The 25,079-nt window shown below is 31.7% G+C and carries 22 protein-coding genes; 12 read left to right on the top strand and 10 right to left on the bottom strand.

Annotated elements, in window-relative coordinates; genetic code table 11:
- Nucleotides 1–53 precede the first annotated feature (53 nt).
- Nucleotides 54–2,153: a serpin family protein gene (locus ABNT22_RS07095; RefSeq protein ID WP_348715259.1), complete on the bottom strand. Its 2,100-nt coding sequence runs from the start codon at nt 2,151–2,153 to the stop codon at nt 54–56.
- Between the two features lie 21 nt (nt 2,154–2,174).
- Nucleotides 2,175–2,816: a protein-L-isoaspartate(D-aspartate) O-methyltransferase gene (locus tag ABNT22_RS07090; protein ID WP_348715258.1), complete on the bottom strand. Its 642-nt coding sequence runs from the start codon at nt 2,814–2,816 to the stop codon at nt 2,175–2,177.
- 131 nt (nt 2,817–2,947) lie between these two features.
- Here ABNT22_RS07090 and ABNT22_RS07085 point away from each other — a divergent pair, with 131 nt between their 5' ends.
- Genes ABNT22_RS07085 through ABNT22_RS07075 form a run of 3 tightly spaced genes read left to right on the top strand, consistent with a single transcriptional unit; the run spans nt 2,948 to nt 6,624 of the window.
- Nucleotides 2,948–3,913, top strand: a complete 966-nt coding sequence (locus ABNT22_RS07085) for a Gfo/Idh/MocA family oxidoreductase (RefSeq protein WP_348715257.1) — start codon at nt 2,948–2,950, stop codon at nt 3,911–3,913.
- A 19-nt stretch (nt 3,914–3,932) separates the two neighbouring features.
- The gene (locus tag ABNT22_RS07080; RefSeq protein ID WP_348715256.1) at nt 3,933–4,820 is read left to right on the top strand and encodes a 3-hydroxybutyryl-CoA dehydrogenase; all 888 of its coding nucleotides are present in this window, start codon (nt 3,933–3,935) and stop codon (nt 4,818–4,820) included.
- 19 nt (nt 4,821–4,839) lie between these two features.
- Nucleotides 4,840–6,624, top strand: coding sequence for an aminopeptidase P family protein (locus tag ABNT22_RS07075; protein WP_348715255.1), 1,785 nt, complete (start codon nt 4,840–4,842; stop codon nt 6,622–6,624).
- 86 nt (nt 6,625–6,710) lie between these two features.
- On the opposite strand, the gene ABNT22_RS07070 is transcribed toward ABNT22_RS07075, so the two are convergent.
- The 3 genes from ABNT22_RS07070 to ABNT22_RS07060 form a co-directional block, all read right to left on the bottom strand.
- A complete protein-coding gene (locus tag ABNT22_RS07070; RefSeq protein ID WP_348715254.1) occupies nt 6,711–8,003 on the bottom strand; it encodes a short-chain dehydrogenase in 1,293 nt (430 codons plus the stop codon).
- 169 nt (nt 8,004–8,172) lie between these two features.
- Nucleotides 8,173–9,240 (bottom strand): proline racemase family protein, encoded by a 1,068-nt coding sequence (locus ABNT22_RS07065; RefSeq protein ID WP_348715253.1) that lies wholly within the window; start codon nt 9,238–9,240, stop codon nt 8,173–8,175.
- Complete coding sequence (locus ABNT22_RS07060; RefSeq protein ID WP_348715252.1) at nt 9,233–10,192, bottom strand: ornithine cyclodeaminase family protein; 960 nt, start codon at nt 10,190–10,192, stop codon at nt 9,233–9,235. Before ABNT22_RS07060 ends, ABNT22_RS07065 begins: the two co-directional genes overlap by 8 nt.
- 138 nt (nt 10,193–10,330) lie before the next feature.
- Here ABNT22_RS07060 and ABNT22_RS07055 point away from each other — a divergent pair, with 138 nt between their 5' ends.
- The 5 genes from ABNT22_RS07055 to ABNT22_RS07035 all read left to right on the top strand — a co-directional run bounded on the left by ABNT22_RS07055 (nt 10,331) and on the right by ABNT22_RS07035 (nt 15,963).
- Nucleotides 10,331–11,656: a S28 family serine protease gene (locus ABNT22_RS07055; protein ID WP_348715251.1), complete on the top strand. Its 1,326-nt coding sequence runs from the start codon at nt 10,331–10,333 to the stop codon at nt 11,654–11,656.
- A 10-nt stretch (nt 11,657–11,666) separates the two neighbouring features.
- Nucleotides 11,667–12,872 carry a Xaa-Pro peptidase family protein gene (locus ABNT22_RS07050; RefSeq protein WP_348715250.1) on the top strand — a complete coding sequence of 402 codons (1,206 nt, stop codon included), beginning with the start codon at nt 11,667–11,669 and terminating at the stop codon, nt 12,870–12,872.
- Nucleotides 12,873–13,071: 199 nt separating this feature from the next.
- Nucleotides 13,072–15,405: a hypothetical protein gene (locus ABNT22_RS07045; protein ID WP_348715249.1), complete on the top strand. Its 2,334-nt coding sequence runs from the start codon at nt 13,072–13,074 to the stop codon at nt 15,403–15,405.
- A gap of 3 nt (nt 15,406–15,408) precedes the next feature.
- Nucleotides 15,409–15,693 (top strand): DUF1360 domain-containing protein, encoded by a 285-nt coding sequence (locus ABNT22_RS07040; protein WP_348715248.1) that lies wholly within the window; start codon nt 15,409–15,411, stop codon nt 15,691–15,693.
- Nucleotides 15,694–15,729: 36 nt separating this feature from the next.
- Nucleotides 15,730–15,963, top strand: a complete 234-nt coding sequence (locus ABNT22_RS07035) for a hypothetical protein (RefSeq protein ID WP_348715247.1) — start codon at nt 15,730–15,732, stop codon at nt 15,961–15,963.
- A 33-nt stretch (nt 15,964–15,996) separates the two neighbouring features.
- Here ABNT22_RS07035 and ABNT22_RS07030 read toward each other — a convergent pair whose 3' ends face one another.
- The 5 genes from ABNT22_RS07030 to ABNT22_RS07010 all read right to left on the bottom strand — a co-directional run bounded on the left by ABNT22_RS07030 (nt 15,997) and on the right by ABNT22_RS07010 (nt 21,119).
- On the bottom strand, nt 15,997–16,950 hold the full coding sequence (locus ABNT22_RS07030) for a MoxR family ATPase (RefSeq protein ID WP_348715246.1): 954 nt from the start codon (nt 16,948–16,950) through the stop codon (nt 15,997–15,999).
- A gap of 85 nt (nt 16,951–17,035) precedes the next feature.
- Nucleotides 17,036–18,415, bottom strand: coding sequence for a peptidylprolyl isomerase (locus tag ABNT22_RS07025; protein WP_348715245.1), 1,380 nt, complete (start codon nt 18,413–18,415; stop codon nt 17,036–17,038).
- Nucleotides 18,378–19,235: a hypothetical protein gene (locus ABNT22_RS07020; protein WP_348715244.1), complete on the bottom strand. Its 858-nt coding sequence runs from the start codon at nt 19,233–19,235 to the stop codon at nt 18,378–18,380. Before ABNT22_RS07020 ends, ABNT22_RS07025 begins: the two co-directional genes overlap by 38 nt.
- On the bottom strand, nt 19,235–20,830 hold the full coding sequence (locus ABNT22_RS07015) for a peptidylprolyl isomerase (RefSeq protein WP_348715243.1): 1,596 nt from the start codon (nt 20,828–20,830) through the stop codon (nt 19,235–19,237). The genes ABNT22_RS07020 and ABNT22_RS07015 overlap by 1 nt, the downstream gene beginning before the upstream one ends.
- A gap of 7 nt (nt 20,831–20,837) precedes the next feature.
- Nucleotides 20,838–21,119, bottom strand: a complete 282-nt coding sequence (locus tag ABNT22_RS07010) for a DUF493 family protein (protein ID WP_348715242.1) — start codon at nt 21,117–21,119, stop codon at nt 20,838–20,840.
- 121 nt (nt 21,120–21,240) lie between these two features.
- Between ABNT22_RS07010 and ABNT22_RS07005 the strand changes: the two genes are divergently transcribed.
- The 4 genes from ABNT22_RS07005 (at nt 21,241) to ABNT22_RS06990 (ending at nt 25,040) form a co-directional block, all read left to right on the top strand.
- Complete coding sequence (locus ABNT22_RS07005) at nt 21,241–21,771, top strand: ATP-binding protein (protein ID WP_348715241.1); 531 nt, start codon at nt 21,241–21,243, stop codon at nt 21,769–21,771.
- Between the two features lie 3 nt (nt 21,772–21,774).
- Complete coding sequence (locus ABNT22_RS07000; RefSeq protein WP_348727274.1) at nt 21,775–23,637, top strand: ATP-dependent DNA helicase RecQ; 1,863 nt, start codon at nt 21,775–21,777, stop codon at nt 23,635–23,637.
- Nucleotides 23,637–24,581, top strand: a complete 945-nt coding sequence (fmt, locus tag ABNT22_RS06995) for a methionyl-tRNA formyltransferase (RefSeq protein ID WP_348715239.1) — start codon at nt 23,637–23,639, stop codon at nt 24,579–24,581. The genes ABNT22_RS07000 and fmt overlap by 1 nt, the downstream gene beginning before the upstream one ends.
- Before the next feature lie 186 nt (nt 24,582–24,767).
- Nucleotides 24,768–25,040: an HU family DNA-binding protein gene (locus tag ABNT22_RS06990; protein ID WP_299104032.1), complete on the top strand. Its 273-nt coding sequence runs from the start codon at nt 24,768–24,770 to the stop codon at nt 25,038–25,040.
- Nucleotides 25,041–25,079 lie beyond the last annotated feature (39 nt).

Below are 25,079 nucleotides of genomic sequence, written 5' to 3'. Positions count from 1 at the left end.
AAGCAACTCAGCAAAAAGCTTCTAGACCGCTTTGCTATTCTCCATTGCTATTTTTAGCTTATTTTTATTGGATCTCCAATGACATCCCCTTTAGTTATCTTATACTTCTTAAAGTTTTCAAAAAAACTCAAATCAATATCATGACTCACTAATTCTTTAAAAATACATTCAAAGTAATAACCAATATCCACTAATAACGAAGAAGTATTATTCAATATTTCAATTGCGAAAAATAAAGAGCTAACTAGTTCAAGAATTTTCCCTACCTCGATATATTCTTCTATTATATTCTTATGAACTTCTTCAGTGATAAATTCACTTGATGCATAACAACCTGTCTGCTCATCTAAACCACCTATTTGTAATTTTCCAATTCTTTCTATTAATTTTTCATTTTCAAGTTCTGATGATATTAAAGTCCTAATCTCCTTCCTCCAAAGCAACAATTCATCAATTGTATATTGATATTTTTCAATAATCTTTTCAAGAGACATTAAACCAAAATAAACCATCCCCCTTACATTAATTTCTAGGGTAATTGGTAAAATCTCTCTAATATATTTTTGTTGTTGTTTTCTGTTGATTTCTTCTTTAGTAGACACAATTTCAGGCAAGGGGTGCTCTTGAAGTAATTTAATTCTCTCCTTTAATTCATTGATCGTTACACTCGAAACTTCCTTTTCACATTTAAACAGTATATCAAACGAAGGCAACTGTACATTTCTTTCTTTTAATTCTCTCAAACACTCAAGAACATAACCTTTATCGTCAATATAATCTATTGCATAATACTTCTCAATCAATCTTGTGATTATATGCCTAACCACATACATCTTCTTCAACAACTCATCTACACTATTTCTCGTTTCTTCATCAAGCTTTATATTATCTAAATCATTCAAATCTAAATTGGCTATAAACTCAATTTTTTCCTTCCTATCAATATCATGCGGGGTTTCAATTAAATCCAAAAGCAATGAGCTAAACCAATCTACAAACTTATTCTCTATTCGTAAGAGTTCTACCCATTTCCATAGTGCATATAATGTTACAAGTAAACTTGTGACATCTGAAATCCTACTCTTATTCTCCTTAAATTTAAGATATTCTCTTTCGTTATATAGCATCAATGGAATACCTTCATTATAGGGATGCTTCATTAATCCAACAAATAATGCATCTTGGGTAGCGTTATCTCTGACCAAGTATAAAAAAGGATGAGAAGCTTCAAAATGAACATATTTTTGAGGTTGAAACAACCCTCCTGCAACTCCACCTATCGTCGTAATTGATTTTCCTTTTATCCCTTTTTCGTTCAACTCAAACTCATTCTCTTGTTGTACTTTTGTTATATACACAAGCTCATTATCATCAAACAAGTTCGAAAAATCAAAATCAACATCAAACACTCTTTGAATATCTAATTCTTCTTTATAATCTTTTAAATTAAATTCAGAATTGGTTTTAAACTTAGGAAGTAACACTTTAATCGCATCCACTTCTTCAAACTTATGAGTACGGAAAAAATCACTATTTACCGAAGACAGAAAAGCCTCTAATCCATTATATTTATTCGGAAGATATATTTCTACTTGTATATTATCTCCTTCTAATGGAATTTGTATTGCTTGATATGTTTCTCCCTTGAAGTATTTCGTTTTATTTTCTCCATATATATTTGACTGACAGATATAAAGTGCATCAATACTTTCTCCTGAAGTTAATGTAAACATTTCAGGGGTCGAAAGTTCATAAAAATTTTCAACCCAAAACCCCTCTAAATTAAAATAACTTTTGATAGAAAAAACAGCAGATACATCATTAATCTCCTCTTTTTTTACTTTCAATGGAATTTCATTTTCAAGCCTTTCTTGGTAAGCTTTCTTTAAACTTAACTCAGGAGCGTGTACTATTTCATTTGTAAGTTCAAAAGAAATCTTCTCATTCAACTTATTAAGTTCCTTATAATATTGAGAAATTCTAACTAAGTTATCATCCTCTCTCTCTATTAATCTCAAAATCTCTTCTTTCGTCTTTCCAACTGTTCCTTCATTTAAAATAGTAAGTCCAGTTTCAAGACAATAGGGACTAATTATTGGGTTTTCTTCTTTATCATATAGTATTCTTAGAAGAGATAATATATAATTTTGCATAACAATTAAACAATCAAAAAATTAATTCTTTTTCTTCAACATAGGTACAAACCTAAAATCTCCTAACTCATGTTTTTCAAATTCTTTAGGTGATTTACGAATAAACAAAGTCATTACTTGTTCTTTATCTCCTACAGGGATCAACAACATTCCTCCTATTTTTATTTGTGCTAGTAAAGGATTGGGTACATAAGGTGCTCCAGCAGTTACTATAATTCTATCAAAAGGTGCTTGCTCTGGCAATCCTTTATATCCGTCTCCGAAAATGAATCGTTTTGGTTTGTATCCAATTTTAGGTAAAAACATAGACGTCCTTTTAAACAACTCATGTTGTCTTTCTATAGTATAAACCTCTGCTTTTAATTCTAATAAAACAGCCGTTTGATATCCAGATCCAGTTCCTATTTCCAATACCTTCTCTCCTCCTTTCAAATCTAAAACTTCCGACTGAAAAGCTACCGTGTATGGTTGCGAAATGGTTTGTTCAGCTGCAATAGGAAACGCTTTATCTTTATAAGCATGTTCTTCAAAACTACTATCTATAAATAAGTGTCTCGGAATTTTTCGTATTGCTTGCAATACATTTTCATTGGTAATACCTTTTGCTTGTAGTAAATTAGCTAACTGATTTCTAAGTCCTTGATGTTTGGTTGTATCTCTCACAAATTTTAAAATTTGAACAGCCTAAAATTAGCAATAAATATGGATAAAAGTGTATATTTGTTAGCATTGTATTCTACTTGTTTTTAACATTTAGAATTACTTCATATTAAATAATTAATAATCTTTTATTTATGCTTAAAGCAGGAGTTTTAGGAGCAGGACATTTAGGAAAAATACACCTACGTTTATTACAGCAATCAGAAAAATATGAATTAATGGGATTTTACGATCCTTTTACTGAAAACGCAAAGAAAGTAGCCGAAGAATTTGGATATACTTTGTTTGATTCTATTGAAGAATTAATAGATGCTGTTGATGTAGTTGATATTGTTACTCCTACCCTTTCTCATTTTGACTGTGCAAAGCAAGCAATTGAAAAAGGTAAACACATTTTTATTGAAAAGCCAATAACCAATACACTTCAAGAAGCAGAAGCCATTAGAACCTTGGCTAGTCAGCACCATGTTCGTGGTCAAGTGGGGCACGTTGAGCGTTTCAATCCAGCTTTTATGGCTGTGAAAGATGTTATCAATACACCAATGTTTATTGAAACACACCGTTTAGCAGAGTTTAATCCAAGAGGAACAGATGTTCCTGTGGTACTTGATTTAATGATACACGATATTGATATTATTTTATCTGTTGTAAAATCAAAAGTAAAAAATGTTCATGCGAGTGGAGTCTCTGTTATTTCTGAAACTCCAGATATTGCCAATGCACGTATTGAGTTTGAAAATGGATGTGTTGCCAACTTAACTTCAAGTAGAATTTCTATGAAGAACATGCGTAAGAGTCGTTTCTTCCAAAAAGATGCTTATATCTCTGTAGATTTTCTTGAGAAAAAATCTGAAGTTGTAAAAATGAAAGATGTTCCTGAAAAACCAGATGAATTTGCAATGATTTTACAAAATGCTGAAGGTGTTAAAAAACAGATTTATTTCGACAATCCAGAAGTAACTCCGAACAACGCAATTTTAGACGAACTAGAATCTTTTGCAAACGCCATTCATACAAATACTACACCTGTTGTTTCGTTAACTCAAGGAACAGAAGCATTGCGTGTAGCACATATGGTAATTGATTGCTTTAACAAATAAATATAACCTAACAAACAACATGAAAAATATAGCTGTAATTGGAGCAGGTACAATGGGAAATGGTATCGCACATACCTTTGCTCAATTTGGATACAATGTTCAATTAATTGATATTTCACAAGACGCTTTAGATAGAGGGATCGCTACTATTTCTAAAAACTTAGACAGAATGGTAGCTAAAGAAAGAATTTCTGAAGATGATAAAAACAATACTTTAAACAATATTACCACTTACACTTCTATTAAAGATGGAGTTCAGTATGCTAGTTTAGTAGTTGAAGCTGCTACAGAGAATATTGATTTAAAACTTAAAATATTTAAACAATTAGATGAAGTATGTCCAGAAGACACCATCTTAGCAACCAACACTTCTTCTATTTCTATTACTCAGATTGCCGCTGTTACAAACAGACCAGAAAAAGTAATTGGAATGCACTTTATGAATCCGGTTCCAATTATGAAATTGGTGGAAATCATTCGAGGATATAATACTTCTGATGAAGTAAATGACTTTATTGTTGACTTAACAGCAAACATCAAAAAAGTACCAGTTGAAGTGAATGATTACCCTGGATTTGTTGCCAATCGTATTTTAATGCCAATGATTAATGAATCTATTGAAACATTATACAACGGTGTTGCAGGAGTGGCTGAGATTGACACTGTAATGAAATTAGGAATGGCACACCCTATGGGTCCTTTACAATTAGCTGATTTCATTGGTTTAGATGTATGTTTATCTATTTTAAATGTAATGTACGACGGATTTAAGAATCCTAAATATGCCCCATGCCCATTATTAGTTAATATGGTAATGGCTGGTAAACTAGGAGTTAAATCTGGGGAAGGATTCTACGATTACAGCGAAAGTAGAAAAGCTGAAAAAGTAGCTAAAATGTTTTCATAATTAACTAAAAACATACTTAATGATTGCTGAAAAATTACAAGCGTTAAGAAATTATATGGCATCTAAGAATTTAGATGCCTTTATTATACCCTCTACTGACCCACATCAATCTGAGTACGTAGCTGATTATTGGAAACTAAGAGAATATTTCTCTGGATTTACAGGATCGGCTGGAACTTTAGTAGTTACTCAAAAAATAGCAGGTCTGTGGACAGATTCTCGTTATTTTTTACAATTTGAAGATGAGTGTGCTAACTCTGAAGTAACTCTTTGTAAACAATCTATACCTCACGCTCCTGAACATGTTGCTTGGTTATGTGATTTACTTGAAGAAAAATCAGTAATTGGTGTAGACTATCGTCAATTTTCAAAAGCTCAAATTGATTATATATTGAGTCATACAAAGGAGAAACACATTGCATTGCAAAACGAACCTCATTTTGCCAAAGAAATTTGGACCGACCGACCTAGTCTCCCAAATTTTACTGTAGACATTCATCCTTTAGAATTTTCTGGAGAAACAACTGCTTCTAAATTGACAAAAGTTCAAGAAGAGATTGAAAAGCAAAATGCTGATTACTATCTATTCTCTTCTTTAGATGAAGTTGCTTGGTTATTCAATATTCGTTCTAGAGATGTTGATTTTACACCTTTAGTAACCGCATATGCTTTTGTAGGAAAAACCAACACTATCTTATTTTGTAATACCAATCGTTTTTCACAAAATGCGATAACCATTTTTGAAAAACTAAACATTACGATCAAAGATTATGACACCATAGCAACATTACTTCCAGAAATTACTCAAAATAAAGTGGTTCTCACGGATGCTTCTAGTTTAAACTATGCATGCTTCAATGGGATTAATGGTCAACTTATTTATAAAAACTCTTTAGTTAAAGAACTAAAAGCCATTAAAAACGAAGTAGAAATATTAGGAACTAAAAATTGTATGCTTAAAGACGGAGTAGCACTCACAAAGTTCTTTATATGGTTAGAAAAAGAACTTGAAAAACGTGCTATTTCAGAATATGAAATTGGTAGAAAACTAGATAGTTTCAGACAACAACAAGAGTATTATACAGGCGAATCATTTGCCGCTATTGTAGGATATCAGGGTAATGGAGCCATCATTCATTATACTGCTCCTGAAGAGGGGTCTGCCATGGTAAAAAATGAAGGAATTCTTTTAGTAGACAGCGGAGCACAATATAAAGATGGAACTACCGATATTACAAGAACCATTTGGTTAGGAGGCACTCCTTCTGAAAAAATAAAGACAGCTTATACTGGTGTTTTAAAAGGCTATATCGAACTAGAACAGTTACAATTTCCATTAGGCACTACTGGAGCGCAAATTGATGCTTTTGCTCGTGTACACCTATGGAAAAATGGATTAAACTATCCACATGGTACTGGTCATGGAATTGGCTGTTTTGGAATGGTTCATGAACCTGCACAAGGCTTTGCTACAGGAGCTACAACTGCTCGTGGTACCACTCCTCATCTTGCTAATCAATTGACCACGATTGAACCAGGTTGCTATGTAACTAATGAATTTGGAATTAGAACCGAAAATATTGTCGTTTCAAAAGAAGTTAATCAAACTGAGTTCGGAACTTTTTTAGGATTTGAGCCTTTGACACTTTGTTATATTGACACTGAATTATTAGCTATTGAAACATTAACTATTGATGAAAAAAGATGGTTGAACGAATATCATCAAACAGTTCTAGACAAACTGTCTCCCTTGCTAAATGAAGATGAAAAACAATGGCTAGCTCAAAAATGTAAAGCTTTATAAAAACAAATACCATTCATAATTATAGTTTTGAATGGTATTTGTTTATAGATAGTGTAGTGTAACCTTTGTTTCAACTATTACGAACACTATTGTTCCGTTAGCTTATTTACTTTATTTAAAAGACTTTTTCCTTTATTTTTTATTTTTTCACTGGTATCTTTTAGACGCTCAACGCTCGTATATTTTTCTATATTCTCCATAAAGTCTTTTAAATTCTCTACGGTTTTAAAAATTTCTTCCGTATGAGATATATTATGCTCTTTCATTACTTTTTGCCAATCAATTTTCGAAAGAATACCATATATATACTTAGAGGCTATTTTTCCTAAGAAAACTTTATCATACGCAATGTTCAACACCTTTCCAGGTTCTCTGTTTTTTAAATATTCAATAGATTCCTCAATTTTTTCTTTGTCACTTTCAGAAAGTAAAGCACTTGTTTTTAACTTCCTTAACGCTGCTATAGCCTTTTCATTCTTTTCCTTTTTTAAGAACAAATAGGTTTCAATAGACCATACAATTTCATTATCTAATCCTATTTTATTTACATCTTTTAAGAAAACCTCAAAATCCTCTAACGCCCTTTTCTCATCTATTTCTCTTTTCATCATTAATCTATCAAATCCTCTAAACAAATGATTCAAGGAATGAAAACCTATATGTGTTTGTTCATTCGAAAGACTTCCCCATTGAAAAACTCCTCTAGTAAAAGGTAAATCAACATCTTTATTATTGTTCAGCCAGTCAATATTTCTTGAAATCTCACTTTCAGACAAATAGTATAATCCTTTTTCATAAAACAAAAAACCTCTAAAATATTGTAACAATGTTTTTATCTCTGAATTTGGAAGCAATTCTGGTTGTGTTTGTGAACATTCATAGAGTGAAACTTCTTTACCCAAGTTTTTACTTAACAGCACGATTGCACTTAATACTGCATGTTCTATATTTTGAACATATATCTTCTCACCTCCCTTTAAATACTCTTGTTGGCTACTAATCGAATCACCATAGGTTTTATTAAACACATCAGTTAATGTTGGAAAAATATCTTCATCTGTCTCCATGATAAAATCTTCCATTCTCTTATAATCTCGATAAATAGAAACATAATCTAACAAAGACAATCCTTCTGGATTCTTTACGTCATATTTTACCGCTTTATTAAAAATTCTATCAAGATCTCCTTTAAATGATTTAAATTCCTTAGAAATGGTATCCTTTTCTATGGAAGACCTAAGCAATATTTTACCAAATTTATAGGCTGACACCTTATAAGAATCAAGGCTTTCTACTAGGTTCTTTTTATCTTTTTCTAATAAATTTACATCTGTTTTTTCCTCAGCACAACCAATAATAAAAACAAGTACTAATAACAAAACCTTACAGTTCAAACTCTTTTTCAAATCTTTATTTAATTTTATCTGTATAAATTAGATATTCACAACACAGGGAATATTTCAATTTTTGTCTTAAAACTAAACAAAATTTTTAAAACATAGCGTAATACATATAAACAAAAAAAGGAAGCTTGATAGCTTCCTTTTTTTATCTTAAAATAAATCCATCTTTCATAGGATCATTAGGATCTATAACAAAATTTTGAATTCCTGTTATATAAGCCGTTCCTTCTACTTGTGGAATTACTGCCTTAAAAGATCCAAAATCTTCTTCATTCACCACAGATCCTTTAAAAACAGAACCAGTAATACTTTCTATAGACATGGTTTCTCCATAATCTATTTCCTTTCTAGCTTTATGAATGGCCATTCTTCCTGATACACCAGAACCTGTCGGACATCTATCAACTTCTCCTTCTGCAAAAATGCATACATTTCTACTATCAACACCAGATACCTGTGCTGTATTATCTATAAAAATCGTTCCGTATAGGAAACTCAAATCTTCTTCAAATGGATGTTCTATTTCGTTATCTGTATTCATAACTGCATGTTTTATATCCATTCCTTTTGTAATTAACTGTCTATAAGATGTTGGAGTTAAATCGAAATCAAAATTGTTCTTAGCAATATCTACATACGCATAAAATGCACCTCCATAAGCTAAATCATACGTAACTTCCCCTATTCCTTCTACCTCTACTACTCTATCCAAACCGACAACAAAACTTGGTACACAATGAAATCGCACACCTGTTACTTTACCTTTTTCAACATTTGCATAAGAAACAATTCTTCCACAAGGAGCATCAATTTTCAACACATTGTTTCCTTCTTTGACATCAATCCAATTCATCTCTACCGCCAAGGTAGAAATCGCAATAATAGCATGTCCGCACATAGTAGAATATCCTTCATTATGTAAAAAAAGAATACCAAAATCTCCATCATCATCATTTGCAGGCACTAGAATACAACCATACATATCAGCATGACCTCTTGGCTCAAACATCAAGGCTGTTCTTAAATAATCATAGTTCTCTTTACAATACCTACGATACTCTAATACGTTATTTCCTTTTAACTCAGGAAATCCATCTACGATTACTCTTAACGGTTCTCCTCCTGTATGCATATCAATTGTCTTTACCTTTAGCCAATCGGTAGGAACTTCAAAATTTGTTTGATTTAAAATGTTCTGATATACTTTACTCATCTGTATACTTTTTATAATAGTAATTTGCTGCTGCCAAGTCTTCTAGAGCGTGTCCGACAGACTTAAATACGGTTATTTCTTCTATTGATTTTCTTCCTTCTTTTTTACTTGCACACAATTCAAATAAATCAGCTTGCACTTCTTCTTCTTTGAGTACACCTGTCCTTAGTGGAATCACTATATCTCCAGCTTCTTTTAATCCTCCTTGATAAGTATCAACAAAAACTACTCCTCTTTCAATAACTACATCATCCGCTTCTCTCATGTCTTTTTTATATGCACCGACCAAATCAATATGTTGTCCATCTTTTAAATATTCTCCTAAGATTAAAGGAACTTTTGATAATGTAGCACTCGAAATGATATCAACTTCTGAAATTTTATCTTCAATATTTTTTATAGGAATAGTTACAAATGATTCTTCTTTGAGCGATTCAGATATTTTTTGAGCCTTGTCAAAATTACGCCCCCAAACAAATACTTCTTTAATAGGTCTTACAGCTGCATGGGCTTTGATTAAATTCGTAGACAATGCACCTGTTCCTATCATTAACAAACTACTCGCATCTTTTCTTGACAAAAACGAAGAAGCCAAAGCTGATGCTGCCGCTGTTCTTTTCGCTGTTAAACTCTTAGCCTCCAAAATAGCTTTAATGGTTCCTTTTACAGCATCTAAATACAAATAACTACCATTAATAGAAGGTAAATTAAATTGAGTATTTTCTGGACTTACAGTAACAATTTTCACACCAGCCGTTTTACTTGGAGTCCAAGCAGGCATTAATAACAACGTAGAATCTGCATCTACCTTAGGGTTTGGAAAATCATGATGATGTCGCATCGGAACTATGGTTGTGTTTTCCGAGAATACAGTGCGAAGCTCATTTATTAATTCTAAAAAGCTCGTATTTTCTTCAATAAATTCACTAGGAATTTGAATAATTTCATTCATAAATTAAAAATAAAAAATTACTTGTTTATATATTCAATATTACCCTAGTAAAGAATAATATAATACCTACAGTTGTTAATATTATATTACTACAAATATATACTTACCAGTACTTTTACTTGTATTAATATTTATCCAATGAAACATTTACAAAGCATATTCCTACTACTTTGTATTTCCTTGAGTATTGTTTCTTGTAAACCAGAAAAAAAGGAAACTACAGCTAAAAGCTTGAAAGATCAAATACAAGCTTTATTTCCAACAGCTAAGATTGACTCTATAGCAACGAAAGATCATTTTACCAAAGCCTATAAAGTTGTTCTAAATCAATATTTAAACCCTAAAAATCCAGCAGAAGGTACCTTTAAACATCACATGTATATTTCTCATAGTGATTCTAAAAAACCTACGGTTTTTATAACAGACGGATATAGCTCTTACAACAGAACTACTGAGTTAAGTAATATATTCAGAGGAAACCAAGTAATTGTAGAATATCGAATGTATGGAAAATCAAGACCAGATTCAATTCCTTGGAAGCACCTAACAAACGACAATGCTATTGAAGACTATCATAGAATTGTTACAAAGCTAAAATCTATTTATAATGGTAAGTGGATTTCTTCGGGAATTAGTAAAGGAGGAGAAACTACACTTATTTACAAATCAAAATACCCCAATGATGTAGATGTTGCCATACCATATGTAGCTCCATTAATCAATGGAACAGAAGACCAACGTACCACCGATCATATTAACACTGTTGGAACAAAAGAATGCAGAGATCATATTATAGCCCTACAACGAAGAGTTCTAGAAAACCGTAAAGAAGCTATAGAAGAATTCAAAAAAATAGCTACTGAAAACAAATTAAATTTTACTGAAGTACCACATGAAGAAGCTTTAGAATATACCGTATTAGAGTTCCCATTTTCTTTTTGGCAATGGGGTGGTGGTGCTTGTGAACAATTACCCCCTACAAATGCTTCTATAAAAGAGATTGTACGAAAATTTCATAAAGATGTAGGAATTGGTTTTTACAGTGATAATGGATATCATACTTACCTACCTTCATTTTACCAACATTTAACAGAGTTAGGATATTATGGGTTTGACTTTACTCCAGTAAAAGATCTTTTAAAAGTTGTTAAAAGTACTTCAAACAAACGTTTTGCACCTAAAGATGTTGATCTTACTTATAATCCAAACTATATTGCTAAAGTGAGAGACTTTGCCGAAAACAAAGGAAACAAAATCATTTACATTTATGGTGCATATGATCCTTGGGGAGCTTGTGCCCCAACTCCAAAGTCAGGAGTAGATGCTTTAAAAATGGTTCTTGAAAAAGCAGATCACTCTACTCGAATCAAACATTTCTCTAAAGAGGATCAAGATAAAATTTATGATAAATTACAAACTTGGTTAGGTGAAGAAACAACAATTCATAAATTATATAATAATTAAAAGATAAAAAATGATAGGTATTGGAGGTTCGACTATAGAAGAAGAATTAGCAAAGATCACCCCTTGGGTAAATGATATTCAACCTATACAAAAGGAAGAATTCTTAAAACGAATAGAGAAAGCTACGGTTTTACTCAATCAACAAAAGGCAAAAGCTATGTATTTACATGCTGGCACTAACTTGTATTATTTTACAGGCACTCGCTGGAACTCAAGCGAACGAATGGTAGGTGCTATATTGTATGCCGATGGAAGTCTTGAATACATAGCTCCAAAATTTGAAGAAGGAACCATTCTTGATTTCATGCTCGTAAATGGAAAAGTACGTTGCTGGGAGGAACATGAAAGTCCGTATACTCTGTTTTTAGAACTACTCCATGAGAAAAACATTAAAAATGGCACGATATTAATTGATGAAGCTACGCCTTTTTTTGTTTCTAACGGTATTATTAAACTAGGCACTCAATATCAATTTGAAGACGCTAAATCGATTACTGCAACCTGTAGAATGATTAAATCTAAAAATGAAATTAATATCATTCAACGTGCCATGGATATTACGCTTGCGGTTCAAAAAGCAGTTGCAAAAATATTGTATGTAGGTATTAGTACTCAAGAAGTAACTTCTTTTATAAATGAAGCTCATAAACGCTATGGCATTCCTTCAGGATCTTATTTTTGTATTGTACTTTTTGGAGTAGATTCCTCTTTTCCTCATGGTGTTAAAACTCCTAAAATTTTAGGTGATAACGAAGTTGTGTTAGTAGATACTGGTTGTATGCTTTATGATTATATCTCAGACATTACAAGAACTTATGTTTTTGGAACTCCTACTAAAGAACAACGCGCCATATGGAATATTGAAAAAGAAACTCAGTTAGCCGCCTTTAATGCTGCACAACTAGGAAAGACTTGTGCCGATATAGATAATGCTTCAAGAGTAACTTTGGAAAACTATCATTTAGGTCCGGATTATAAATTACCAGGCTTACCTCATCGTACAGGACATGGAATTGGACTAGACATTCATGAATGGCCTTACATTGTAAGAAATGACCATACTATTTTACAACCCGGTATGTGCTTTAGTAACGAACCAATGATATGCGTACCAGATGCTTTTGGAATACGACATGAAGACCATATTTATATGACTGAAGATGGCCCTAAATGGTTTACAGAACCAATGCTATCCATTGACAACCCTTTTGGTTAACCAATTACAAACGAGGACATAGTCCTCGTTTTTTTTCATAATTATCAATACCCTACCCAGTTACCCCCTTTTTTCACAAGGAAAAACACACTACTTAAACAAGGAATAAAAGCGTTGACAATCAGTATTTTACACTGTTAAAAAACGTTGCCAGGAACTTAAATTTGCACAATTATTAACCTTTTAACCAAACTAAGTTATGATTGTTTCAATGCAAGGAAACTGGTCTATTGGCATTAAAGCCAAACAGGCCTCTTATCCCCAACGTTTTATAGTAAGTGGTGCATCATCGGGGAATGGCACCTACGACGCAACTACCAACATGTCACCAATAATAGTGACTGGAGACCAATGGAGTATTTCAATTGAGCACAACCCAGGAAGTGGATTTATGCTTTCAGATACTCGTCTAAAATTCCCAAGAAAAATAGGAAATGATTATGTTTTCAACATAGAATCAAATGATTCTGGAGGAGACAAAGATTTTAATGATTTAATTTTAGAATGTAAAAGTGCCGCACTCATTAATGATTATATGATTTATGGTAACGTAACATTATATAGTGGTCTTTGTTTAATTAATCCATGCTTCAGAAAATGGTTTGTTATTGACACCTACGAACAACTAATAGAAGCGCTTAAAATTGATCGTTTAAGAGAGATTATTGAGAAATACTATCCTGAAAGAATTCCAGGAGATATTATCAATCCACCTTTTCCTCCAATTCCTCCATTACCGCAACCAGATCCCGTACCAGATTTTAAACCGATTATGATTAATGTGGTTGATGAAGTTCAAATGCCAGCACAAGAGATTAATATTTACAAAAGAATATCTCAAAAAACTGAAATCACCAAAACTAAAAAATCAGTTGATAACCCTGATTTATTAAGTTCAAACTTCATGTTAGAAAGTAGTGCTTTAAAAGCAAACATTTCAAACAACTTACAAGTAATAGACATCAAAGATCGTTTAGAGTTGGCAAAAAGTATCGATTTTTCTAGATTTAGATGTGAAACTGAAGTTGGAGCTAATCTAACATTAAGTTTTGAAGAATATGATCGAACTACAAGTGAATTAGCTGGTGGTAGTTATACGGGCAATGGACATCGTAAAAAACTAGGTGATGCCATTACTGACATGCATGGTAACTATCTTTTTAAGTTCAAACATGGGTTTTGGGACAAACTAAAAGATATTTTCCAAGATAGCGCTCCAGGTGAAACTAGTACTACTCAATTAAAACCGGATATTATTGTAAAAATTCAAGACAGTTTCAATCCTTCTAAAACTGTTTTTGAAACTGCACCGAGATTTAATGTAAATAATTTACAGCGTATTAATTTATGTTTGCCTAAAAGCAAAATAGAAACTACAGGTCCTTTATGTTTCAATGGAAACTTAGTAGGTAGTTTAGGAAATGTTTTTATTGGAGGAAATCAAAATACTTTGGCACAAACCAATCCTGCCATCTTAAAAAGGGAAGGTTATAGTAATCATTTACATGCAGATGGAAAAATCACCGTAAAAAATAGTCAAGCAGGATTCTCCATTGACTGTGCCTCATGGGCAGGTACTGTAGATTTTCACGGATGTATGTACAATGCCGAACGAGCAGAAGACGACCCTATCATAAGGCATTATACTATTCGTTATCGAAAACCTGGTAATCCTTGGCAATTTGTAAAGCAAGTTTACAGGCATCCTCAATTTTCTAAAAGATCTTTACCTAATTATCATGGTGATTTGGTAGGACCTTTTTCTACCATGCTAAAAGTAGATGGTGGCAGTGCCATAGCGGTTCCTGCATACAAATGTATTCAAACAGAAGTTTTTTTAGGAGATGCGAGTGGTAATCGAATAGATTGGGAATTTTCTCGATTAGACAGATACATTCGTTTAAACACAAATATATACGATCAAGACACGCCAGGAACTGTTTATTTTCTTATTGAAGGATATGATGTAAACGGAAACCAAATTCCTGCTGCTCGAGATATGGTTGCTTTATTTATTCATAACAAACCTCTTGGGTTTGGCATTGGCTCAGTAAGTTTTGCAGGAGATGTTGAAAAAGTTCCTTGTGGGCTTTTCCGATTAACAAATAGTCAAATGAAAATTCCATTAAACATCTCAATAAAAGCCAATGATCCATATGGTTTTGTAGACAACTATAAACTAAGTATGTCTAAATGTCCAGCTCCTAATATTAAAGTAAATGTACTAAGTCCATCTGTAATTACAGGTGATAAAACTGGTGAGATTGACTCAGGGAATAACCCTTCTAATACAGACCCTATTTGTCCAGGCTATAGAGGTACAATAGATAAATTTGGCACAAATGACTTTGTTAATATTCAACTAAAACCTTCTAACGATGAAGCCGGATGGATGCGTCCTGGAGAACAGTTTGTTGTAATATCTGGAGCCTTAACTGCTGCTAAGAGAGTAACCAACGGATATAATTCTGGACTTGAAACCTCAAGATATAAGAGACATTATAGTTTTTATATAGAACGTAAAACATCTTAATCTATGGATATCTTATCATTCATACTAATAGTATTTGTTATTTGGCGAATTACTTATCTATTTAGTCATGAAGATGGTCCATTTGACATCATCATAAAATTAAGAATGCAATTAGGGCAAGGTTTCTTCGGAAACCTGCTCGATTGTTTTTATTGCTTAAGTATATGGACAGCCATTCCATTCGCTATTTGGAAAGCAGATAGTTTTGAAAACTTCTTATTATTTTGGTTTTCGCTTTCTGGTGCTGTTTGTATTCTTCAAAAAATCATCGAAAAATCAAATCCATAAATATTTAAAATTATGTCGTGTTGCGGTCAAAAAAGAATGAAACTTAAAGAGTACTATCAATCAAAAAAAATTAAAGATACAATCGATACTATATCTTTAAATTCAAAAAAAACTACCTTCAAGTACATAGGAAAGGGAAGTTTATCAATTCAAGGAGTAATCTCTGGAACTACCTATAACTTTTCTACTAAAAATTCAATTATTGAAGTTCAAGAAATAGATGCCAGTGCTTTGTTTGCAGAACCAATGCTGAAAAGCATGCATTTATAATATAAAAATTAAGAGGCTTAAAGCCTCTTAATTTTAAAATAATGATGTTATAATTTCTTTTACTGTAATACTCTCTGCCTCAGCTTTATAGTTCTTAACAACTCTGTGTGATAAAATCGGTACCGCTACTGCTTGAACATCTTCAATATCTGGAGAATACTTTCCATGCACAGCTGCATGCGCTTTCGCTGCTAAGATTAAATTCTGAGAAGCTCTTGGCCCTGCTCCCCAATCAATATATTTTTTAATAAAATCTGTCGCTTTATCAGAATTAGGTCTTGTTTTTCCAACCAAACCAACGGCATATTCAATTACATTATCTGCCACAGGAATTTTACGTATTAATTTCTGAATCTCGATAATTTCTTTAGCACTAAACAATGATTTGGCTTGATGGTTAACATCAGAAGTTGTGCTTTTAACAACCAAAACTTCTTCTTCAAAAGATGGATACTCTAAATTAATAGAAAACATGAAACGGTCTAATTGTGCTTCAGGTAAAGGGTAGGTTCCTTCTTGCTCAATTGGATTTTGCGTTGCTAACACAAAAAATGGTAAATCTAACTGATAATGATGCCCTGCAACCGTAACCGAACGTTCTTGCATTGCTTCTAACAACGCTGCCTGTGTTTTAGGAGGCGTACGGTTAATTTCATCTGCCAAAATAATATTTGAAAAAATAGGTCCTTTGATAAACTTAAAACTACGGTTTTCGTCAAGAATTTCACTTCCAAGAATATCTGATGGCATTAAATCTGGTGTAAACTGAATTCTTTTAAAGTTTAGTCCTAAAACATTTGAAATAGTGTTTACTAAAAGGGTTTTTGCCAACCCTGGAACACCTACTAACAAAGAATGCCCTCCACAAAAAACAGACAATAACGTAAAGTTTACTGCTTCTTGTTGACCAATGATTACTTTTCCTATTTCGTTCTGTAACTCTTTATATTTTACTACTAGGTTATTCACTGCAGTTACATCTGACATAATTCTGAAACAATTGTTTATGTTAATTTTTTAAATAAAGATTCCCGCCTAAGCGGGAATCACAATATAGTAAATTTATTTACGACTATTTATTTTCTTTTTTCCAATCTTTTTCAAAAGTACATTTTTTATAATCGTCTCCTAACTTGATATACGTCTCTTGAATTTTTTCTTTAGACCACTTAGCGATTGTTTCTTCTTTTTTCTTTGCTAAAGCAAATTGTTGTAAACGTACATAATCCTTTACTAAGTCTGCCTTGTGTGTATCTGTTTTATCTTTTAAGAACAATACTTTATACATCTTCTCTCCTCCTCTAGTTTCATCATAAAAAATATCAGACATCTCACTTTTCTTCAACTCACTTATTCTACCAAACAAATCTGGTGGCATTCTTGTAAGCTCAAAAGATGGTTCTTGTGAATAAGGGTTCACTAACAATCCTCCACTATTTTTAGTTTCTTCATCTTCAGAATACTTTCTAACAGCCTCTTCAAAAGTGATTTTTCCTTCTTTAATATCTGCCACTATTTTTTCTAACTCTTCCTTAGTCTTACTCAATTTTTCATCAGAAATTTCAGGTCTCATTAAAATATGTGAAACTTCTCTCGAGTTACCTCTAATTTTATGTAACTGGATAATATGATACCCAAACATTGTTTTAAACGGCTCTGAAATTTGCCCTTCGTCTAAAGAGAAAGAAACCTCTTTAAATTCTTTAGCAAAACCAGTTTCTTTAGTAATAACATAGGTCCCGTTGTTCTGAGCTACAGCAGGATCTTCAGAATTAATGATAGCTTTCAATTTAAAACTTGCTCCATCTTCCTCAATCTCCTTCTTTATTTTACTAAGCTTTTCTATCACTTTTAAATTAGCTTCCTCCGTAGGTTCCGCTTTTAAAACCAGTTGTTGTAATTCAACCTCTGCTGGTATCTCTGGTAATTCGTTTTTATCTTGTAATCCTTTAAAGTACACACGTACTTCTTCTGGAGTTACATCAATTTTTTCTGTAATTTTTTGCTGCTCTTTTTCTATTAAAAGATTTTCTCTTTGAACACGTGCCAATTCTTTCTTTAAATCCTCTACATCATTAAAACCATATGCAGCAATAGCTTTTTCTTCTGAACCATATTCATTTTTAAAAAATGCTAAAGTTCTATTTACATTGTTACTAATTTCAGATTCTGAAACAGTAACACTATCAATAACTGCATGGTGTGCTAATAGTTTTTGCTGCATTAATCTCTCTAACATTTCACAATCAGAAATAGTCACCTTTCCCTCGCTTCGTAATTCAACCTCTTGCTTGAATTTCTCAATATCAGAATCTAATACAATGTTTTTACCGACAACTACGGCTACCCCATCAATCTTACCTGTTTCCGTTTGTGCTAAAACAATTCCAGTAAAAAGAATTGCTAACAGTGTATTAATACTCCTTAAAGTTTTTATTTTGAATTGCATCATTTATCAGCGTTTTTTCTATCTCTCTAATTAATTCTATTTTCCTTTTATGTAAAATAATTTGTTTTATTCTTGGTATAACCACTCCCATAGGAGCCACTTCTGTTTTTCCAAGAATCTTTTTTACAGCGACCAAATATACTCCTAAACTATCTTCTTTTTGAATGAATTTTGATATTTTTAACAGTTTTTCTTTAGGTTCTGCTCTAAATGGCGGTATTTTCTGCTTTAAATAATCAATCGACACCCATGTTGAGTCATTTAATCGATACGATTTAAAACTTATCGAGTTTTCTTCTAAGGCTATTTTATCTTCTTCTTTATCTGATTTAAACTGAGCAATGGTTTCTTTTTTATCTAAAAAATTTGTTCCAAAATGTACAAATTCAAATTGCACCAATTCATCATTTAGCTTAAAATTCTCTTTATTCTTTTTATAATACTCTTCAATTTCTTCTTCATTAACAATAGTATCTAATCGTTGTTTAATCAACCTTTCTTTATAACCATTGATATATAAACTCTTTCTATAATCATTTACAAGCCCTTCAATCTTCTTACTATTGACTGAAGAAATATTCTCTTGTGCTTTTTTTAAAAACAATTGTTGTTTTGCCCATGAATTAATTAAACTCTTTACCAAAACAACACTATCTTGTTTTGATAAGTTTTTAGGAATCATGGTTATAATATCTCTTTTGTATAAGTTGGTTTCATTAACCGTTGCTATAGGTCGTTCATCTCTAACCTTTTCTTTCTTGATAGAGATTAAATCACAACTTGTAATTACAATGCATAATATGATTAAAATATAATGTCTCACTAGGTCTTTTTATATGATTTTTTTAATTTCTTAAGCGCTCTTTTTTTAACTTTTACAATGTTGTTATTTCTCAATTCCTTTATCCACTTATCTTCAATAGCTTTTTGATAATCACTTATTACAATTCCTCTTATTTCTGATAACTCTTTATTATACTTTGTTTTATTCTCTTCATAAAACTTTTCTAATCCAGCTTTATTACTCGTTGATTCATTCCATATTTTACGCTGCATTAATTCAAAAAGTAATAATCCCTCTTTATATTCTAAATAGATATTTCTAAAATCTTTATTTGTTTGAATCAAATTATCTTTAAAATAGTTCAGAACCTCAAAGTCTTTAAAATCATTAAATGATTTTTTATCAAAATGGTTTCTCTTGTTTTTGATGAATTTATAAAACTCTATTTGCTGAATTTTCTTGTCATTTATAACTAACAATATTTTTGACAAATTATTATCTGCTTCAACATCTATTACTTTATGGTCAAAAGGTTGCAAAGCTTTTTCATAAACCTTAATTGTATATTCAGCTTTCAAACGATCTAACATTGCTTTATCTGAAAGCTTAATTCTACTCGAATTACGTACTTTCTTTTCTATACTCGGTTTTACCTCTTCAAAAGATGCTACAGGATACCTTTTCAGTAATTTTACAATATGCCATCCAAATTCAGTTTTAAATGGTTTAGAAATTTCATTTTCCTCTTTCAAACTCAGAACAGTTTGCTCAAAGTTCTCTACCATATCACCCGTACCAAACTTTTTGAGTTTACCCCCATTTTGAGCACTTACTTTATCTTCTGAAATTTCTTTAGCTACATCTTCAAAACTCGCTTTTCCTTCTTTTATTATTTTATAAATTGAATCTAATTTTACTTTATCTCTTAGCAGGATATGTGCTACTTCAAAAGCTCCTTTGGATGGTCTTTTATCAAAAACCTTTACAATGTGATACCCAAACTTAGTTCTAAAAGGTTTAGAAAGCCCTCTCACTTTGGTTGTATAACTAGCATCTTCAAAAGGATATACCATTTTAAAAACATTAAAATATCCTAAATCTCCAGCATTTGCAACAACAGATGGATCTTCTGAAACTTCTTTTGCCACAGCTTCAAAACCTGCTCCATTTACTATTCTTTTACGAGCTTCTACTATTCTGTTATAATAGCTTAAGGTATCTTGAGGTAAAATATGTTTCGGAACTCTAATTAAAATATGGCTCGCCTTTACATCAAATTTTGATCTTTCATAAGCTTCCTTTATTAATCGATCAATAAATGACTTGTCTTGCAAATAAGGGGTCAACAATTGCTTTTTATACCCTTCCAATTCTTTCCTATAACTGGATATTGTATCTAATTTAAGATCGTAAGCTTCTTTTACCTTTAATTTGTAATTGATATAAAGTTCTAAATAATTATCAATACTTTTCGACGCTTCGTCTTCTACTAAATCTAAGTTTTTCTCATAAACTTGTCTGAACTCATCTACAAAAACAGGTTCATCATTTACAGTTAACAATACTTCACTCTTTTGAGCAAATACTGCCACACAAAACATTAAACTAGTAATTAATACAATACCTTTTTTCATATTTAATTTATAGTGAAATTATACCTTCAATTACTTCTGCTTCTTTATAATAAGAAATAACTTCATCTGAACTCTTAACCTTAAGATTTATAGATACACTAATGTACTTTCCTGTTTTAGATTTTTTAGTAGTGATAACTGCTCCTCCCTTATCAAACAAACCTTTAACTTGTTCTACCTGATCTCCGTCTGCCGGCACAATAAATTTATATAAGTAATTAGATGGAAATTTTGTTGTATTATCTAACTTCTCCTTTAATTTCTTATAAAACTCTTCTCTTTTGGTCATTCTTTAATATGATTTAATTTCTTTATTTCTATGCAACTTTTTATATCATTTATACATAGAGACTAAATACAAAATTACACTATTTATTATATATATAAATTGAAACCTCTATTTTTGCCGAATGCAACAAAAAGTAGTTTTAATTGGTGGGCCTGGAACTGGTAAGTCTTCTATTCTTAGAGAACTTATCAAAAGAGGATATGAATGTATGCCAGAAATTTCTAGGGAAGTAACTTTAAAGGCTCAAAAAGAAGGAATTGATCAATTATTTTTGACCCAACCTTTGTTATTTAGTCAAATGTTATTAGAAGGAAGAGAACAACAATATTTAGACGCAGTTAAAAGTAATTCGGAAATTGTTTTTTTCGATAGAGGGATTCCTGATGTACATGCCTACATGAATTATTTAGGTTCTGAGTACCCTTCTATGTATAAAGAAAAGAGTAGCAAATACCTATATGACAAGGTGTTTATGTTAGCGCCTTGGGAAGAGATTTATGTTTCAGATAATGAACGTTACGAAACCTTTGAACAAGCCGTAAAAATAGATACTTTTTTAAGAGATGCTTATCAAGAAATTGGATATACTATTGTAAATGTTCCTTTTGGAACTGTAAAAGAACGTTGTGATTTTATTTTACAGTCGTTATAAACGATGTTGGATAAAGCCTTAAAAATATTAAATGATTATTGGGGATATAGTTCTTTTAGACCTGTACAAGAGCAAATAATAAAAGCTGTTTTACAAAAAAAAGACACCATTGCTTTACTACCAACAGGAGGAGGAAAATCTTTATGTTTCCAAATTCCTGCATTGTATTTTGAAGGTGTTTGCATCGTGGTTTCTCCTTTAATTGCTTTAATGGAAGATCAAGTACAAAATCTTACTGATAAAGGTGTTAAGGCTTGTACTATTCCTTCTGGAAGCTCACAAAATGATTTAATTACTCTTTTTGATAATATTCGTTTTGGTAATTATAAGTTTTTATACCTTTCTCCTGAAAGACTACAATCTAAATTCATTCAGGAGAAAATTAAACAGCTCAACGTTTCAATAATTGCAATAGATGAGGCGCATTGTATCTCTGAATGGGGACATGACTTCCGACCATCTTATCGTAACATCCGTACCTTAAAAAACATTCACCCAGAAGCCCCTATTATTGCTTTAACAGCTACCGCAACACCTAAAGTTATAAAAGATATTTCTGATGTTCTTAGCATAGATAATGCTTCTATATACAAACAATCCTTTTATAGAGATAATTTGGCTTATCAAGTTTTTTATACAGAAGATAAACTGTATCGTTTAGTTCAAATTTTCACAAAAACAAAGGCACCCGCTATTGTTTATGTCAATTCTAGAAAAAAAACTAAAGATATTAGCGCTTATTTAAATGCTAAAGGATTTAAAAGTACTTATTATCACGGTGGACTATCCTCTGTTGAAAAAAAAGTTGCCTTTAACCAGTGGTTTTCAGAAGAAACTCCTATCATCGTTGCTACCAATGCTTTTGGAATGGGAATTGACAAGCCCAATGTAAAAGTTGTGGTTCACTTATACCTACCTTCCTCTATGGAAAATTATATTCAAGAAGCTGGTAGAGGTGGTAGAAATGGAGAGAAGGCTTTTTCTGTTGTACTCACTAATAAAAGTGATATTGAATTAACTAGAGAGCTACAAACGACTTCCCTTCCTACTTTAAAGGACATAAAAACAGTTCATCAAAAACTATATCAACATTTTCAAATTGCAAAAGGTGAATATATCGAAAGCTCTTTTGATTTTAACACCTTGGCTTTCTGTAATAAATACAACTTCTCTCCAAACAAAGCACATACAGTACTTCAAATTTTAATCAATAATGGCATTATTCAGTTAGAAAACACTTTTAACCAGCGATCTACTGTACAGTTTTTGGTTGCTCCATATCAATTAAAGAACAATAAGATTATACAAGTTATAATGAGATTATATGGAGGTGTTTTTGATCAAGAGACTAAAATTGATGAATTTTTAATTGCTAAAAAACTAAATTGTACCTCTTGGTCCATTATTGAAGAATTAGAGCGTTTAGCTACAAACGAGACAATTATATATAAAAAAGCAACTAATAATAGTCAATTGTATTTCCTATTCCCGAGAGAGGATGACAAAACTATCAATAGAATTTCTAAAGATTTAAACACATTTCTTTCTCAAAAAAAACAAAAAACAAAAGACCTACTTTTTTTTATTGAAAATGATACGATTTGTAGAAGTCAACAGCTTCTACATTATTTTGGAGAAAATTCTTCTTTAAAATGTGGTCAATGTGATGTTTGTTTAAAGGAGAAAAAATCTAACATCGAAGAAAAGCATATTATTTCTCTTCTAGAAAAGCATATAACCTTAAGCTCAAGAGAAATCTGTGAATTACTTCATACAAAAGAAGAAAACATTTTAATACTTTTGCGTTTATTACTATCTGAAGAAAAAATAACTTTAAATTCTTTTAATAAATACACCTTAATATAATGAGAGATATTCGTATCGTTTTTATGGGAACTCCCGATTTTGCCGTTACTATACTAAAGCATTTAGTTGAACACAACTATAATGTTGTTGGAGTAATTACTGCTCCCGACAAACCAGCTGGTCGCGGAAGAAAACTAAACGAATCGGCAGTTAAAAAATATGCCACATCTCAAAACTTGCCTATTCTTCAACCAAAAAACTTAAAGAATGAAGAATTCCAGACAGCATTAAAAGAATGGGATGCTAACTTACAGATTGTAGTAGCCTTTAGAATGTTACCTAAATCTGTTTGGGACATGCCAGCATATGGTACATTTAACCTACATGCTTCCCTTTTACCAGAATATAGAGGTGCTGCTCCAATTAACTGGGCTATTATTAATGGTGAAACTAAAACTGGAGTTACCACATTCTTTATTGACGATAAAATTGATACTGGTGAAATAATCTTACAAAAAGAAGTTGATATACAAGAAGATGAAACCGTAGGTGAATTACACGATACTTTAATGTACTTAGGTGCAGATTTAGTGGCAGCAACTGTTGATTTGATAAAACAAGGAAATATAACTACTACCAAACAACCTGAACTAGAAGAAAAATCTGCTCCAAAATTGTATCCTCATAATTGTAAAATTGATTGGAACCAGTCTTTAAATGATATTTACAATCATATCCGTGGATTAAATCCTTATCCAGCTGCTTGGACTACTATTATTAATAATGATGAAGAAATAACAGCCAAACTATATAAGGTATCTAAACAAATTGAAAATCATTCATTAGAAAACGGTACACTTGTTACTTCTAAAAAGGAAATGAAAGTAGCAGTTAAAGGCGGATATCTTCAAATACATCAAATTAAACTCTCAGGAAAAAAATTAATGGATGTTCATAGCTTATTAAATGGATATAGCTTTTCTGAAAAGGCAAAAGTGCTGTAAGCCCTTATTTTAAAGGGATATGGCTTTTTTACTTAAAAACAAGTTCGGTTATTAACATTTTACCCCTATTTATTAACAAATTACATTTTTTTTTGCTTCAAAACTTGCGCAATCCCGCATTCCGTCTATATTTGTTGAGCTATTAAGCAAGAAACATTAATTAATTTTTAAAAATCTATTTAAATTATGAACAAATCAGATTTAATCGATGCAATGGCTGCTGACGCAGGTATTTCTAAAGCTGCTGCTAAGGCTGCATTAGATTCTTTAACTAACAATGTAACTAACACTTTAAAAGGTGGAGGTAAAGTAGCATTAGTTGGATGGGGAACATGGTCTGTATCTCAAAGAGCTGCTAGAACTGGTAGAAACCCACAAACTGGTAAAGAAATTCAAATCGCTGCTAAAAACGTTGTTAAGTTTAAAGCAGGAGCTGGTTTAAGTGATTCAGTAAACTAAGAATTACTCAACAAAACATACACAAAACCGTGTTTAGAT

It is taken from the genome of Tenacibaculum sp. 190130A14a, from assembly GCF_964048965.1.
GTDB classification, from domain to species: domain Bacteria; phylum Bacteroidota; class Bacteroidia; order Flavobacteriales; family Flavobacteriaceae; genus Polaribacter; species Polaribacter polynesiense.
The sequence above is the reverse complement of the archived record's forward strand: the minus strand, read 5'-3'. Positions and strand labels throughout refer to the sequence as shown.

Coding starts and splice junctions, on each gene's coding strand:
- ABNT22_RS07060 (WP_348715252.1), bottom strand. CDS start 10,192: ATGAATGAAATTATTCAAATTCCTAGTGAATTTATTGAAGAAAATACG.
- ABNT22_RS07055 (WP_348715251.1), top strand. CDS start 10,331: ATGAAACATTTACAAAGCATATTCCTACTACTTTGTATTTCCTTGAGT.
- ABNT22_RS07015 (WP_348715243.1), bottom strand. CDS start 20,830: ATGAAAAAAGGTATTGTATTAATTACTAGTTTAATGTTTTGTGTGGCA.
- ABNT22_RS07080 (WP_348715256.1), top strand. CDS start 3,933: ATGAAAAATATAGCTGTAATTGGAGCAGGTACAATGGGAAATGGTATC.
- ABNT22_RS07010 (WP_348715242.1), bottom strand. CDS start 21,119: ATGACCAAAAGAGAAGAGTTTTATAAGAAATTAAAGGAGAAGTTAGAT.
- ABNT22_RS07035 (WP_348715247.1), top strand. CDS start 15,730: ATGAAACTTAAAGAGTACTATCAATCAAAAAAAATTAAAGATACAATC.
- ABNT22_RS07065 (WP_348715253.1), bottom strand. CDS start 9,240: ATGAGTAAAGTATATCAGAACATTTTAAATCAAACAAATTTTGAAGTT.
- ABNT22_RS07095 (WP_348715259.1), bottom strand. CDS start 2,153: ATGCAAAATTATATATTATCTCTTCTAAGAATACTATATGATAAAGAA.
- ABNT22_RS07005 (WP_348715241.1), top strand. CDS start 21,241: ATGCAACAAAAAGTAGTTTTAATTGGTGGGCCTGGAACTGGTAAGTCT.
- ABNT22_RS07085 (WP_348715257.1), top strand. CDS start 2,948: ATGCTTAAAGCAGGAGTTTTAGGAGCAGGACATTTAGGAAAAATACAC.
- ABNT22_RS07050 (WP_348715250.1), top strand. CDS start 11,667: ATGATAGGTATTGGAGGTTCGACTATAGAAGAAGAATTAGCAAAGATC.
- fmt (WP_348715239.1), top strand. CDS start 23,637: ATGAGAGATATTCGTATCGTTTTTATGGGAACTCCCGATTTTGCCGTT.
- ABNT22_RS07075 (WP_348715255.1), top strand. CDS start 4,840: ATGATTGCTGAAAAATTACAAGCGTTAAGAAATTATATGGCATCTAAG.
- ABNT22_RS07000 (WP_348727274.1), top strand. CDS start 21,775: ATGTTGGATAAAGCCTTAAAAATATTAAATGATTATTGGGGATATAGT.
- ABNT22_RS07030 (WP_348715246.1), bottom strand. CDS start 16,950: ATGTCAGATGTAACTGCAGTGAATAACCTAGTAGTAAAATATAAAGAG.
- ABNT22_RS07025 (WP_348715245.1), bottom strand. CDS start 18,415: ATGATGCAATTCAAAATAAAAACTTTAAGGAGTATTAATACACTGTTA.
- ABNT22_RS07045 (WP_348715249.1), top strand. CDS start 13,072: ATGATTGTTTCAATGCAAGGAAACTGGTCTATTGGCATTAAAGCCAAA.
- ABNT22_RS06990 (WP_299104032.1), top strand. CDS start 24,768: ATGAACAAATCAGATTTAATCGATGCAATGGCTGCTGACGCAGGTATT.
- ABNT22_RS07040 (WP_348715248.1), top strand. CDS start 15,409: ATGGATATCTTATCATTCATACTAATAGTATTTGTTATTTGGCGAATT.